The sequence below is a fragment of the Octadecabacter sp. SW4 genome, assembly GCF_008065155.1.
Lineage (GTDB): Bacteria > Pseudomonadota > Alphaproteobacteria > Rhodobacterales > Rhodobacteraceae > SW4.
Genome location: NZ_CP042819.1, coordinates 3,092,221 through 3,105,065, shown reverse-complemented (window position 1 = coordinate 3,105,065; position 12,845 = coordinate 3,092,221). Strand labels below are relative to the sequence as shown.

General features: G+C 60.0%; 11 protein-coding genes. 4 read left to right on the top strand and 7 right to left on the bottom strand.

Annotation, left to right across the window (positions count from 1 at the left end; all coding sequences use genetic code 11):
- The 6 genes from FTO60_RS15405 to FTO60_RS15380 all read right to left on the bottom strand — a co-directional run bounded on the left by FTO60_RS15405 (position 1) and on the right by FTO60_RS15380 (position 6,856).
- Positions 1-1,218, bottom strand: a complete 1,218-nt coding sequence (locus FTO60_RS15405; RefSeq protein ID WP_148056782.1) for a 3-deoxy-D-manno-octulosonic acid transferase — start codon at positions 1,216-1,218, stop codon at positions 1-3.
- Between the two features lie 10 nt (positions 1,219-1,228).
- Entirely contained in the window at positions 1,229-1,474 is a 246-nt protein-coding gene (locus FTO60_RS15400; RefSeq protein ID WP_148056781.1) for a DUF4170 domain-containing protein, read from the bottom strand.
- 67 nt (positions 1,475-1,541) lie between these two features.
- On the bottom strand, positions 1,542-2,312 hold the full coding sequence (locus tag FTO60_RS15395; RefSeq protein WP_148056780.1) for a 3'(2'),5'-bisphosphate nucleotidase CysQ: 771 nt from the start codon (positions 2,310-2,312) through the stop codon (positions 1,542-1,544).
- Positions 2,299-3,645 carry a TldD/PmbA family protein gene (locus tag FTO60_RS15390; RefSeq protein ID WP_148056779.1) on the bottom strand — a complete coding sequence of 449 codons (1,347 nt, stop codon included), beginning with the start codon at positions 3,643-3,645 and terminating at the stop codon, positions 2,299-2,301. The genes FTO60_RS15395 and FTO60_RS15390 overlap by 14 nt, the downstream gene beginning before the upstream one ends.
- A gap of 97 nt (positions 3,646-3,742) precedes the next feature.
- The gene (locus FTO60_RS15385) at positions 3,743-5,266 is read right to left on the bottom strand and encodes a DUF2125 domain-containing protein (RefSeq protein WP_148056778.1); all 1,524 of its coding nucleotides are present in this window, start codon (positions 5,264-5,266) and stop codon (positions 3,743-3,745) included.
- A gap of 69 nt (positions 5,267-5,335) precedes the next feature.
- Positions 5,336-6,856 carry a DUF2125 domain-containing protein gene (locus FTO60_RS15380; protein ID WP_148056777.1) on the bottom strand — a complete coding sequence of 507 codons (1,521 nt, stop codon included), beginning with the start codon at positions 6,854-6,856 and terminating at the stop codon, positions 5,336-5,338.
- Between the two features lie 128 nt (positions 6,857-6,984).
- Here FTO60_RS15380 and FTO60_RS15375 point away from each other — a divergent pair, with 128 nt between their 5' ends.
- The 4 genes from FTO60_RS15375 to FTO60_RS15360 are packed head-to-tail and all read left to right on the top strand — an operon-like array spanning position 6,985 to position 10,870.
- Positions 6,985-7,734 (top strand): SDR family oxidoreductase, encoded by a 750-nt coding sequence (locus FTO60_RS15375; protein WP_148056776.1) that lies wholly within the window; start codon positions 6,985-6,987, stop codon positions 7,732-7,734.
- Entirely contained in the window at positions 7,731-8,336 is a 606-nt protein-coding gene (locus FTO60_RS15370; RefSeq protein ID WP_148056775.1) for an enoyl-CoA hydratase/isomerase family protein, read from the top strand. The genes FTO60_RS15375 and FTO60_RS15370 overlap by 4 nt, the downstream gene beginning before the upstream one ends.
- Positions 8,337-8,393: 57 nt before the next feature.
- The gene (locus FTO60_RS15365) at positions 8,394-9,719 is read left to right on the top strand and encodes a mechanosensitive ion channel family protein (protein ID WP_148056774.1); all 1,326 of its coding nucleotides are present in this window, start codon (positions 8,394-8,396) and stop codon (positions 9,717-9,719) included.
- The gene (locus tag FTO60_RS15360) at positions 9,716-10,870 is read left to right on the top strand and encodes a TIGR03862 family flavoprotein (RefSeq protein ID WP_148056773.1); all 1,155 of its coding nucleotides are present in this window, start codon (positions 9,716-9,718) and stop codon (positions 10,868-10,870) included. The genes FTO60_RS15365 and FTO60_RS15360 overlap by 4 nt, the downstream gene beginning before the upstream one ends.
- Here FTO60_RS15360 and FTO60_RS15355 read toward each other — a convergent pair.
- Positions 10,867-12,843: a polysaccharide biosynthesis tyrosine autokinase gene (locus FTO60_RS15355; RefSeq protein ID WP_148056772.1), complete on the bottom strand. Its 1,977-nt coding sequence runs from the start codon at positions 12,841-12,843 to the stop codon at positions 10,867-10,869. The genes FTO60_RS15360 and FTO60_RS15355 overlap by 4 nt on opposite strands.
- Positions 12,844-12,845: the final 2 nt, after the last annotated feature.

The window sequence follows — 12,845 nt, the reverse complement described above, 5'->3', positions numbered from 1 at the left end:
CTAGCCCCCTTTTGCGTCAAGGTGCGCGCGGATCATCGCCAGCACGCGATTGGTGACCTCTGCGCCGTCGGTCACGACAGCCCAGCCCGCTTGGGCCATTTGCGCCATGCGATCGGGCGTGTTCATAAGCCCCACGGCCTCGGCAAGGCGTTCTGGTGTGTTGGCCGCGCGGCACGCCGCTGCGGCGGTTAACCGTTCATAAGCCGTGCCGTGCCGTCCCGTTGCAGGGCCGTGGATCACCACGGACCCAAGCGCTGCGGCTTCGAACGGGGACCGACTGGCGCTGCCCGCCAGCGTGCCGCCCATAAAGGTCACGGGGGCAAGACGATACCAAAGACCGTGTTCGTTATCGAGATCGGCAATATAGATCTGCATTTCGTCGTGCGGTTCGTCACCATCACCACGCACGCCGACCTGCAGGCCAAGATCACGCAGTTTCTGTGCCATATCGGCGGAATCGTTGACGTCTCGCGGCGTGATCACCAGCAACAGTCGATAGCCACGTTTGCTGGCCAATTGATAGGCTTCGGCAATCGCTTCGATTTCGCTGGCGGCAAGGTCAGATGCGAACCACACCGGGCGCGCGCCAATCAATGCCGCCATCTCGTTGCGCTCGGCTTCATTGAACGGCAGGGCGATGCTTTCTTCTTCCAGCGCGCCCGTCACTTCGATCCGATCCGGATTGTATCCTGCGCGCCGCAACCGCGCTGCGGCACCCGTGTCCACGGCCATGACCGCCGTAAATTCTTCCAGAATTGCGCGTGAGGCGACCCGTTTCCAACGCCCCGCCCAGTTCAAGGCTGTTGTTTGTTTGGCATTCAACTGAACCATCGGGCATTTGCGCGCGACGCATTCGGCCAGCAAGACAGGCAACAGCGTATCCTGCATCCAAAACAACATGTCGGGGTGCCAGTGATCCATAAACGCCCGCGCGCCGGTTTGCGTGTTGGGCGGATCGGGCTGGAAAATCACGTGCCGGTTTTCGGGGATCGCGCCCGAATCAAGCAGCGCGCCGGTGATAAGAAACGTTGCTTGATCACTTTCACTGGCAAACCGACTGGCAAGGGTTGTGATAGCCCGCAGGTTGCCACCTGCCCCAATGTGAAACCAGATCAACGGCCCGCCGGGTCGATTGGGGCGTGCCACGCCTTCTTGTTTGGGCGCATCCTTTGCGGGACGTTGGCCAATGAGCGAGCGAAGCGAAAGGGCGCGCGCCATTCGGGTGTGCCTAGCTGCCCAGTTCTTCGGTTGGCGAGGCCTCGACGCCCTCGTCGCGCAGACGGTGAATATGCGCGATGAAATAACGCATATGGGCGTTATCCACGGTGCGCTGGGCGTTTTCCTTCCACGCATTAAAGGCGGTCTCGTAGTCGGGAAACATGCCGACGATATGGATGTCGTTCACATCCTTGAATGCGTTTTTGGTCGGGTCGATCAATTCGCCACCAAAGACGAGGTGCAGGCGTTGGGTCATGGAAGCCTCATGTTGCAAAACGGTGTTCGGGGGCAACCTAGGGCTTTGGGGTGATGTGGTAAAGCGATCAGGCGAGGGCGGCGAGCAGCGGTGCATGAAGTCCGCCACCTGCAATAACCCCGTCCACTTGCGGATGCGGGTTGTTGAACCTCAGCGGCGCGCCCTTGCGGGTGGTGGCGGTGCCCGCGGCCTCGGTCACGATCAGCGTGCCTGCGGCAATGTCCCATTCCCATGTCGGGCGCAGTGTCAGCATCGCGTCGAACTGCCCGTTTGCAACCAGGGCCATGCGGTAGGCAAGCGACGAGCGAAAGTGGCGTTTGAACGAAGGCGCACCGTTTTCCCAATGTTTCGGATCCATGTTGGGGCGGGTGGCCAGCACGTTGCTGGCGTCCAGGCTTGCCTGCACTGTCGTCGTGATAGGAGCGCCGTTCAGCGTTGCACCACCCCCTTTTTGGGCTGCAAACAGCAGATCGCGCAGGGGCAAATAGATTACCGCCGCCGTGATTTCTCCGCGCTGTGCAATGGCAAGAGAATGCGACCAGTCCTTGCTTTTTTCGATGAATGCCCGCGTGCCGTCGATCGGGTCGACGATGAACAGGCGGTCGGTGGTCAGACGGGCAGGCGTGTCTTCGGTTTCTTCAGACAGCCAGCCATAATCGGGGCGCGCGGCGCACAATGTGTTGCGCAGCATGGTGTCGACGGCCAGATCGGCCTCGGTCACCGGGCCAGCACCATCGGGTTTGTCCCAAACCTCGGGCGATTCGGCAAAGTGGGCGGTCGCGATGTCCCCGGCAGCACGCGCGGCGTCCACCAGCAGATCAAGATCAGTTGCCGGCAAGGGTCATTCCTTCGACCAGCAGCGAGGGCACGACCCGCGTCAGATGCGATTGCGCATCGTTGGCCGGTGTCAGCCGCTTCAGCATATCGCGCAGATTTCCGGCGACGGTGCATTCATTGACGGCATAGGTTATTTCGCCGTTCTCAACCCAGAACCCGCTGGCACCGCGCGAATAATCACCGGTGTTGGGATTGATCGTCGAGCCGATCATCGACGTCACAAGCAGGCCGGTTCCCATCTCTGCCATCAATGCGGCAGGGGATTTTTCGCCTTGGGTGAGCGCGATATTCGTCAAACCGGGTGACGGGGCCGAGGAGGTGCTGCGCGAAGCGTTTGCGGTGCTGGTCATGCCCAACTGGCGCGCTGTGGCCAGATCGAGGGTCCAGCCGGTCAGCACGCCGTTATCGACGATTGCGCGTCTGGTTGTTGGTAGGCCCTCGCCATCGAATAGTCGCGATGCGGCGATGCGCGCGCGGTGCGGGTCTTCGATGAGGCTAAGGCCTGTGGGCAATATTTGTTCTCCCATGGCATTGCGCAGCCAGCTTGATCCGCGCGCGACCATTGCACCATTTACCGCTGAGAGCAGGTGTCCGATTAACGAACCGGCGATGCGTTCGTCGAGAAGGACCGGATATGCGCCGGTCTTAGGTTTGCGCGCCCCCGAACGGGCCACGGCGCGGGCTGCGGCCTCGGTTCCGATGTCTTCAGGGCGGCGCATGTCGCTACCATAGACGCGGCTGTCGAAGTCATAGTCGCGCTCCATGTTTGCACCTGTGCCGCTGATTGCGACGCACGACAGGCTGTGGCCCGTGCGTGCGTATCCGGCGGAAAACCCGTTGCTGGTGCCGAGGTGAACGCGGCGACGGCCATAGGATGCACTGGCTGATTGCACCTGACTGATCCCGGGGTTTGCCTGTGCGCCGGCCTCGGCGCGAGCGGCGGCGTCTTGCAGGGCTTGCGGATCCGGTTCGGCGCCCGGGTCGAAGAGGTCAAGGCTTGCCGTATCCGTGTCCGTTGCAAATTGTGATGGATCGGCGAGGCCGATATGGGGATCCTCGGGCGCTTCGCGGGCCATCAGCACGGCGCGCTGCGCCATTTGCTGCATGGTATCCGGGCGCGTGTCAGAGGCCGACACATTTGCCTGCCGCCGGCCAATCATCACGCGCAACCCGATATCAATGCCTTCGCTGCGTTCCGCCTGTTCCAGTGCGCCGCCACGCACGTCGATCGACACCGATGTGCCATCCACGACGATCACGTCGGCAGTGTCGGCACCGGCCTTGCGCGCGGCGTCAAGCAATCGGTCAGCGAGAGTGGCGAGAGGTTCTGGCATGCGGGCTCCTGATATCTGGCCCTGAGGTAGTCCGCAATGTGGTGCCTCGCAAGGGGGAGGGTGCAATGGGGGCTGCCAGCGCAGCCCCCGGAACCGGTTAACGCAGGCGCTGGCCGTTGGCGAGAACGTGGCCTTCCCCGTTGATTTCGATCGTCGACGTCAATTCGTCGTCACCGACAGGTGTCGCAAACATGCCCAGCATCAAGCGGGGTGTCATCAATTGTTCCTCGGGGATGAAGCCGAGCGCGGAAAGTTTGTCCATCAACCCGTTGACGCCTGTCAACGTCATTTCAAGCGCACCTTCGGGACGCGGAAACCCTTGGAAGGTCGCCATATCGGTATTGTCGAGGCTAAAGGCACCCGCGGCAGTGACTTCGGCACCGGCGGCGGCAATTGTCATGCTGTTCAGCGTCACTTCGTCAACCAGCACAGGTACATCGCCACCTGGGGACAAAGACATCATCGCCGCAATATCCAGCAGATCAAGGCCAGTCACGCCGTAGCCGGACAGATCAAGTGCGACGGTCGCCGGATCGCGTGGCAGTTCCCCGGATGGGTCAAACAGCCCCCAGATTTCTTCGCTGACCGTGATGCCGTTCAGACCAAACGCATAGCGGAATTCCTGCTGTGCCTCTGATGCGTTCACGGGCAGGGCGTAATTTGCGGTGATTTGTTCAATCGCGGCTTCGATGGGAAAAGGCATCAGTTCTGCCATCGTCATGGCCACCGCGATATCTTCGACACTGCCAACAACCGCCAGCCCGTCTTCACCCAAGCGGAGCGTGACTTCGGATGCACCAGTGGTCGTGTCCTGATCGGTCACGATCTGGCCGTTCATCGTTGTTGTCGCGGTGCCTTGTGACCCAGTGCCGCGCGATGCGATATCGACTGACAGGCCGTCACGGATTGCCTGTGACAGGTTCATGATATCCGAGCCGCCAACGGGCAGCGCAAGCGACATCGTCGCATCCGTGGTGCCATAGCTGCCGGTGTTGGTCGACTTGAGTCCATCAGGGCCTACAATGTTGAAAGAATAAGCGTTTTCGCCCATCGTTTGCGTGCTTTGCGCGGTGATCAGGTTGCCTTCGGTCACGCGGGTTTCATAGCTGAAACTGGCGATGGTGCCGGTTGCATCAATCGTCCAGTCTTCGCTGCCATCAAATGTGATATCACGTAGGGTATAGGTCATGTTGGTGGCCGTGCCCGTGTAGGTCACATCGCCCGCGTCACCGGATGCGGTGACGACATAAGCGTCCTGTTCGCTTTGGACCGTCGCAGCAAACGCGCCAACTTCTTGCAGGTTGCCGGATACGGCGACGGTCATCGGCGAAGGGTAGGTAATTGTTACGGCCCCATCGCCGGTTTCTGTCATCGTGATGTCAGAAACAGCCACCGCGATATTGCCAAAGCCAAACGGCAGAACAAAATCCACCTTGGCGTTCGCGATTGTTGTGACGGCGCCGCTTGTCGACAGGTCGCCCGATATGGCGCCACCAACCGAAGCGAGATAGGCATCGTAGTTCGACCAGACGTCAGCGGCCGAAACTTCGGCCATTGCGGTGGTCGCGCCGAAACCAACGGCGATCAGGGAAAGTGTGGAAACGCGTGTGCGCAGGGTCATAAGCCGGAGTCCTTTGACAGAAAATTGGGCCGCGCAGTCTGGCGCGACGCCTCACATTACGGAAAACATCTAGCGCAGGCGTTGGCCGTTGGCCAACACATGTCCTTCGCTATTCACTTCGATGGTCGAGGTCAGCATATCATCGCCGACCGGGGTAGCGAACATACCCAGCATCATGCGCCCGCCCATCGCCTGTTCCTCGGGCAACAGGCCCATCTGGATCAGCTTGTCGATCAGGCCGTTCACGCCGTTGATACTCAGCTCAAGCGCCCCCTCTGGGCGGGGAAAGCCGTCAAAGGTGGCAAGGTCGTCGTTATCAAAGGTAAAGCTGCCGTCACCAGTGATCAGCGCACCGGCAATCGCCAGTTTCAAGCTATCAAGCGAAAGGCTGTTCAGCTCTCCCGGGATATCGGACATGGCGGCGGCCTGCGCCTGTTCGGGATCAAGCAGATCAAAAAATGGGGTCGCTGTGCCCGACAGTGCAAGAGATGCGGTGGCCGGATCGCGTGGCAGAATTTCGCCGGGATCGACCATGTTCCAAATGCCGTTGCTGACGGCAAGATCGGCAATGTTCAGAGACAGTGCGAAATCACGCGGTTCGTCGGCGCTGCTGAGGGGGACTTCCATCGCAAAACCATAAGCGCCCAATTGGGCCTCAACAGGGAAAGGCAGTTCGCCCGGAATGTTGAGCAGGACATTCAGTCCACGGGTTTCGCCTTGGTAAAGCAACCCGTCAATGTCCATTGCGACGGTCAGCGACCCACCTTCGATGCTGGCGGCGCCGTCGGCCTGTTCGCCGTCAGCATCGATTGCAAAGTCATAGCTGGTCGCGCCGAAGGAATAGCCGCCTGCGATCGACAACCCGTCAATAAATGCGGTTTCGGGCGCGTCCATATCCATATCGATCGGGAGGGCAATCTTTGCCTGTGCTGTCACATCGGCAAAGGTGCCGTTCATCACGAACATGCCGTCACCGCCCGGTTCGCTCACGTCAGCCGCGATATCAACGGATTCGACCGCAAGGGCGTAGTCCACCCGTTGCAGATTGTCTGAGCGGGTGACGTATGTGCCCGACAGATTGGTCATGGTAACCGCAGCGGCGTTGATGTCGATTTCGTCGGCGCCGTCACCTGCGATCCCTTCAAGCGCGATCACGTAGCTTGGCGCGTTGAGGGCGTATTCCATGACGTCCGGTGTGCCGCTGACGATCACCGACATGCCCTCGTTGCGTGCGACGATATTCAGGGTGGTCGGATCGCCAGACGTGGGGGTGAAGGTCACTGTCATGGGATAGGTATCGGACATCGTGATCGACACTGTGCCATCGCCCATCTCGCTAAGCTGGATTTCATCAAGGGTGGCGGTGATGTTTGCTTCCGGGTCGCTCATCTGGATCGAAAGGTCGCTTACGGTAAGCGTGCTACCGGACATCGTTTCGCTGCCGATGGTCACGCCGCCTTCGCCGTAAAGGTCCAACTGATCTTTCCAGTTATCCCATACCTGCTGCGCGGTGACTTCTGCGAAAGCGGTCGAACCTGCCAAGATTGCGGCCAGACAAACCGCGCTGCGTGCACCTTTGAAAACGATCATTTGAAAACCTTTCCTGATATCCAATGACGTAAATGTCCAATGCCTGCCCCCTAAGGTCAAGGTCAGGAAATCTGGACCTTTAGGTAGGGGCAGATTAGCAGGTTGGAAAGATGTGAAAGGGATGAAGCATGGATATGACAGATCAAGCCGTGATGATTACGGGTGCAAGCCGCGGAATTGGGGCCGCGGCGGCGCGGGCATTTGCCGCGCAGGGGGCCAGGGTTGCGCTGTTGGCACGCAGCGCTGAGGCCCTCGCCGCACTTGCCGCCGACATTGGCCCGAATGCCATCGCCATTGCGTGTGACGTAAGCGACCGCACGTCGATGGGAGCCGCTGTGGACAAGACCTTGCAGCGTTTTGGCCGCCTTGATGTGTTCGTTGGCAATGCAGGTGTCATTGATCCGATTGGCCAATTGGCCGACACGGACCCTGACGCATGGGGCGCGCTGATTGATGTCAACCTCAAGGGGGTGTTCCACGGGATGCATGCTGTTCTGCCTGTCATGCAAAAGCAGGGGCGCGGCACGATTATCACCATATCGTCGGGTGCGGCACATGGGCCGGTCGAAGGCTGGTCGGCTTACTGTTCGTCCAAGGCGGGTGCCTATATGCTGACGCGTGTGGCCGACAAGGAATATCGCCAGCACGGTGTGCGTGTACTCGGCCTGTCGCCCGGCACCGTCGCAACCGATATGCAGCGCGAGATCAAGGACTCGGGCATCAATCCGGTCAGCCAGCTTGACTGGTCCGATCACATTGCGCCCGAATGGCCAGCGCAGGCCCTGGTTTGGATGTGTTCCCCGGCAGCAGACGGTTTTCTTGGCGATGATATATCACTGCGTGATCCCGAAATTCGCCGCACGGTGGGGTTGATATGATCCGCAGTGCGACCGCTGATGGCGTGCTGACGCTGACCCTTGCGCGGGCTGACAAGGCGAATGCGCTGACCGAAGGTATGCTGAACGAACTGACTGATGCGGTGCTTGCCACGAACGCTCAAGTAATTGTTTTTACAGGGGAAGGCCGGGTTTTCAGTGCCGGTGCTGACCTTGAGGCGGTGGCGCGTGGACTTGCCGCCAGCCCCGCTTGGGAAAAGCTATCAGGTGCAATTGCGGGATTTCCTGGGCTGACCATTGCGGCGCTCAATGGCACGGTCGCGGGTGGCGCGCTGGGCATGGTGCTGGCCTGCGATCTGCGTCTGGCCGTAGACGGCGCGAAGTTCTTTTATCCCGTGGTCAAAATGGGCGTCTTGCCGCAGCCATCTGACCCTGCCCGCCTGCGTGCCCTTGTCGGGCCAGCGCGCGCGAAGATGATACTATTGACCGGTGCCAAACTGACCACCGCCGAAGCCTTCGCCTTTGGGATGGTTGATCGGGTGGTCACTGATCAGACCGCGCTTGGGCCAGCGATTGATGCGCTGAGCGAACCTGCCAAGACCGCCAAAACGGGCCTCTTGGCGCAGATAAAGGCAATGATCTAACGTTGTGCGCTGCGTCAAAGCAGTGCAAAACCGATGCGAACCGGCGCGGAGGGTGTGATGGGCCAAGGCAATGATATTGTCGCGATGATCCAAGGGTATCTGGATCAGGGGATCGCGCTTGCGCGTGACTGGTTGCTAAGTCCGGCGGCCTGGTCGCAGTTTGGTATTCTGGTGGCGGCCTATCTGCTGGCTTTGATCATCTCTCGCAAGGCCACGCCCCGGCTGACGAAACTGCTTGAACCGGCGCCAGAAAGTCAGAACCTGATCGCTAAGGCGCGCCGGTTTGTATTGGTCTTTCTGCCGTTGTTGCTGCCGCTTCTGGCCTATGCCCTAACGGCGATTGGCGAACAGATCACGGTGTCGCTGTTTGGCTCGGGTGCGGTGATCGCCTTTGGCAAGCGGGTGTTTCTATTCCTTGCAGTCCGCGCTCTGGCGCAGGACATGCTCAGGGATCCGTTTCTTAAAATGCTGGGCAAATATGTGCTCGTGCCTATCGCCGCGCTTTATGTGGTGGGGCTCACTGGACCGGCGGCTGCCAGGCTTGAAGCGACTGTCGTGCCGTTGGGCAATCTTTCGTTTGACCTGCTTTGGTTGCTAAAGTTCATCGTTGTTGCAGGCGTGATTTTCTGGTTTGGCCGCTGGTCGAATGACCAATCGACACAGTTCTTGTCGGGTCAAAAGGAAATGCGCCCCGCAACCCGCCAATTGGCTGTGAAAGCCGCCGAGATCGTGATTTTTGGCGCGGCATTTCTTGTTTTGATGAACATCATGGGGATTTCGCTGACCTCGCTTGCCGTCTTGGGCGGGGCCATTGGTGTAGGCCTTGGTTTCGGTCTGCAAAAGATCGCGTCCAACTTTATTTCCGGTGTGATCCTGTTGCTTGAGGGGCAGGCCACGGTGGGCGATTATGTTGAGCTGGATGGCGGCGAAGCGGGCACAATCGTCAAGATGACTGCGCGCGCCGCGATTCTGGAATCTTTTGACGGGCGCTGGATCGTTGTCCCGAACGAGGATTTCATCACCACACGGGTCGTGAATTATTCGGATTCCGGTTCGGCAAACCGTTACGAGGCCGCGTTTTCCGTCAGTTACGATACCGATATCAACCTTGTTCCTGCCCTGGTCGAGGCAGCGGTGGCGACCCACAAAGAAGTCCTGGACAAACCATATCCGCCGGACTGCGAATTGCGCGGATTTGGCGATAGCGGCGTTGATTTCGCTGTTGAATTCTGGGTGAACGGGCTGGACGACGGGCGCAATAAATACACCTCTGATGTGCTGTTCCTGATCTGGAACGCCCTGAAGGCGGAGGGCATCGAAATCCCATATCCGCAGCGCGTCGTCGAGATCAAGGGCGGGCTACCGGTGCCGTCGTCGTCGTGAAAGTGGCACTGGTGATCGGGGCTGGCCCCGCTGGCCTGATGGCCGCCGAGGAACTGGCGGCGGCAGGTCTGCAGGTCATTGTCAGCGATGCAATGCCTTCGGTCGGTCGCAAATTTCTGATGGCAGGAAAGTCCGGTCTGAATCTGACAATGGATGTCGATCAGGGCGCGTTCCTCGGGGCTTTCCCGACGTTGCCACCTGCATTGCGCACGGCCTTGGACGGTTTTGGGCCGATGCAGGTCAAGGATTGGGCGCAAGGTTTGGGGCAGGATGTATTTACCGGATCTTCGCGGCGGGTTTTCCCGACCGCGATGAAGGCATCGCCCTTGCTGCGCGCATGGTTGCGGCGTTTGGTGGACGCGGGGGTGACGTTTCGTTTGCGGTGGCGCTGGACGGGATGGAGCGGCGGGGACGCGGTTTTTGATACACCGGAGGGTCAACAGACCGTAGCGCCAGATGTGACGGTTTTGGCAATGGGCGGCGCGAGTTGGTCGCGGCTGGGATCGAACGGAACCTGGGTGGCGCAATTTGTTGATTTGACCGCGCCGTTTCAGCCCGCGAACGTGGGCTTTATGGTGTCGTGGTCCGATCACATGGCCCGTCATTTCGGAAGTGCCGTAAAAGGCTGCGCCCTGTCGGCCAGGGGCCAGCACGTGCGCGGTGAATTTGTTGTCTCCGCGCGCGGGATCGAGGGTGGCGGCGTTTATTCGGTGTCAGCCGCGATGCGGGACGGGGCCGAACTCACGCTCGATCTGTTTCCTGATCTTGGCCATGACGATATTGCGCAACGTCTTGCGCGCCCGCGTGGCAAGGCAAGTCTTGCAAATCACCTGCGCAAGGTCTTGCGTCTTGAGGGGGTGCGCGCGGCTTTGGTGAACGAATTTGGGCGACCGTTTCCGCAGGATATGGCGGGTCTGCTCAAGGCGTTGCCTGTGGCCCACCTTGGGCCACGGCCCTTGGACGAGGCGATATCGACTGCAGGTGGTATTCGGTTCGATGCGCTGGATGCGGACCTGATGTTACATACGCACCCCGGCGTATTCTGCGCTGGTGAAATGCTGGATTGGGAAGCCCCGACCGGCGGTTATCTGATTACCGCCTGCCTGGCCACGGGGCGGCGCGCGGGGCGGGCTGCGGCGCGATTTACCTAGCTTTGGTAGTAGCCGGATGTGCCGTAATTCCCATAATCCTGGCCGTAGCCATATTTCTTCATGCCACGCGCATTAATCTGGCTTAGCACGGTCCCCGTGACCTGCACGCCCACAGTTTCAAACGCACGGATCCCCTGAAGCACCTGTTTTTCGCGGGTTTTATCCCAGCGGACGGTGTAAAGAACAGCATCGGCGAGCCTGCCAATGACCCTTGCGTCCGGTACCAGCAGCACCGGCGGCGTGTCGATCAGGATTACGTCATAGGATTTGCGTGCAGTTCGGATCAGTTGACGAAACTGGCGCGACGAAAAGAGATCGGCGGCGTTGGCGGGGGCTTCATCACCAAAAAGCACGTCAAACCCCAAATCGGGGTTGCGCCAGACGGCCTCGTCCAGTTTGGCCTTGCGGGACAACACTTGCATCATGCCGGGTGTGTCGTGCGCGCCGAAATAATCCTGAAAGACGCGGCGGCGCAGATCCCCTTCGATGACCAGCACCTTGTCGCGCACACCCGTCAAGTTGTGCGCTAGCGCCAGCGTTTGTGTGGTTTTTCCTTCGCCCGGCAGCGACGAGGTTGAGACGATCACACGAGGCACGGGGGCGTCACCCGCCATGAAAAGGGACGTGCGTAGATTGCGAAATGCCTCAACCGGGGCCGAGTTTGGCTTTTGCCGGATGTAATCAAGAACGTTTTGCCGCCGCCGCGCGGGAATCCGTGGAATTTGCCCCATGACAGGCAAACCTGTGGCCATTTCAAGCGCGTCTGCGGTGCGGAAGGTTGCGGTGCGCGCTTCAAGGACAATCAGGGCGATTGTCGCGACAAATGCGCCAAGGGCCGCGCTAAGGATCGCAACAAGTGTCGGGCGTGGCGCAGAGGGCACTTCGGGGACCATCGCAGCCGACATCAGGCGCGCATCCGCTTGCTGGATGCCTTCTTGCACCGATGTTTCCTTGAGCCGACCAAGGAAATACTCGTAAATCTGGCGGCTTGCCGCGGCTTCGCGTTCGAGTTGTTCCAGCGCAACCAGATCTTGGGATTGGCGTGCAATTTTTTCCGACAACTCGGCCTCAAGCACCCGAAGTTGATCAATCCGTCCTTGCGCGCGTGTGGTTGAATCGCCGCGATCAATGGTTGCCTGCCGTGCCGCGATACGGTCGCGCACTTCCTTGAGCTGCTGTGAAAGTATATCAAGCGTTTCTGCGCTGATCAGCTCCATCTGCGCGGCAAATTGATTCGTCGCCCCCTCGGCCGTTTCCAGCTCGACCTCAAGCACGGCGACCTTTTCGCTAAGCCATGTCGTGGCGCGCTGCGTGGCCTCGAATTTGGTTTCCAACTGGCGCACGAGATAACGCTCCGCAAGCAGGTTCGCGAGAGTGGCCGACTTTTCCGCATCACCTGTTTCGAGCGCGATTTCAAATACCATGCTGTCAGGGACGTTTCGCACGATCAGCGCGTCGCGCAAGGATGCAATGGTCGCCGTCATCGCGCGCCTTTCAATGCGTTCCGTGGCGAGGGGTGGCGCGGGTGGCACGCCAATCAGATCAAGCGCACCGTTAATCGCCAGATCTGACAGGCCTGCGGGGCGTAGCGCCGGATTGAATTCCGGATCGGCCGTCAAATTGGCCTGCGTGACGACATCGGCCAACAAACTGACAGAGCGCAGCACTTCCAGTTCCGTGTTCACGACCGTTGCATCGCCGGTCATCATCGGCAGAAAATCTGAAAATTCGACCACCGGCTCGCGGCCACCGTCGAGCACCACGACGGCCGTTGCACGAAACCGGGGATCGGCCACGCCGATGGCCCAGACCAACCCAGCAATCGTGGTGAGCAAGGCGGCGCTGACGATCCAGAATTTCCCGCGCCACAGGGTCAGCAGCATTTCACCAAGGTCCATCACATCGTCGCCCCGTGCGGCAACTGGCATGCGCGCAACAGGTTCCATCGCGGCGGGGTCTGGCAAGGCGTTCATAC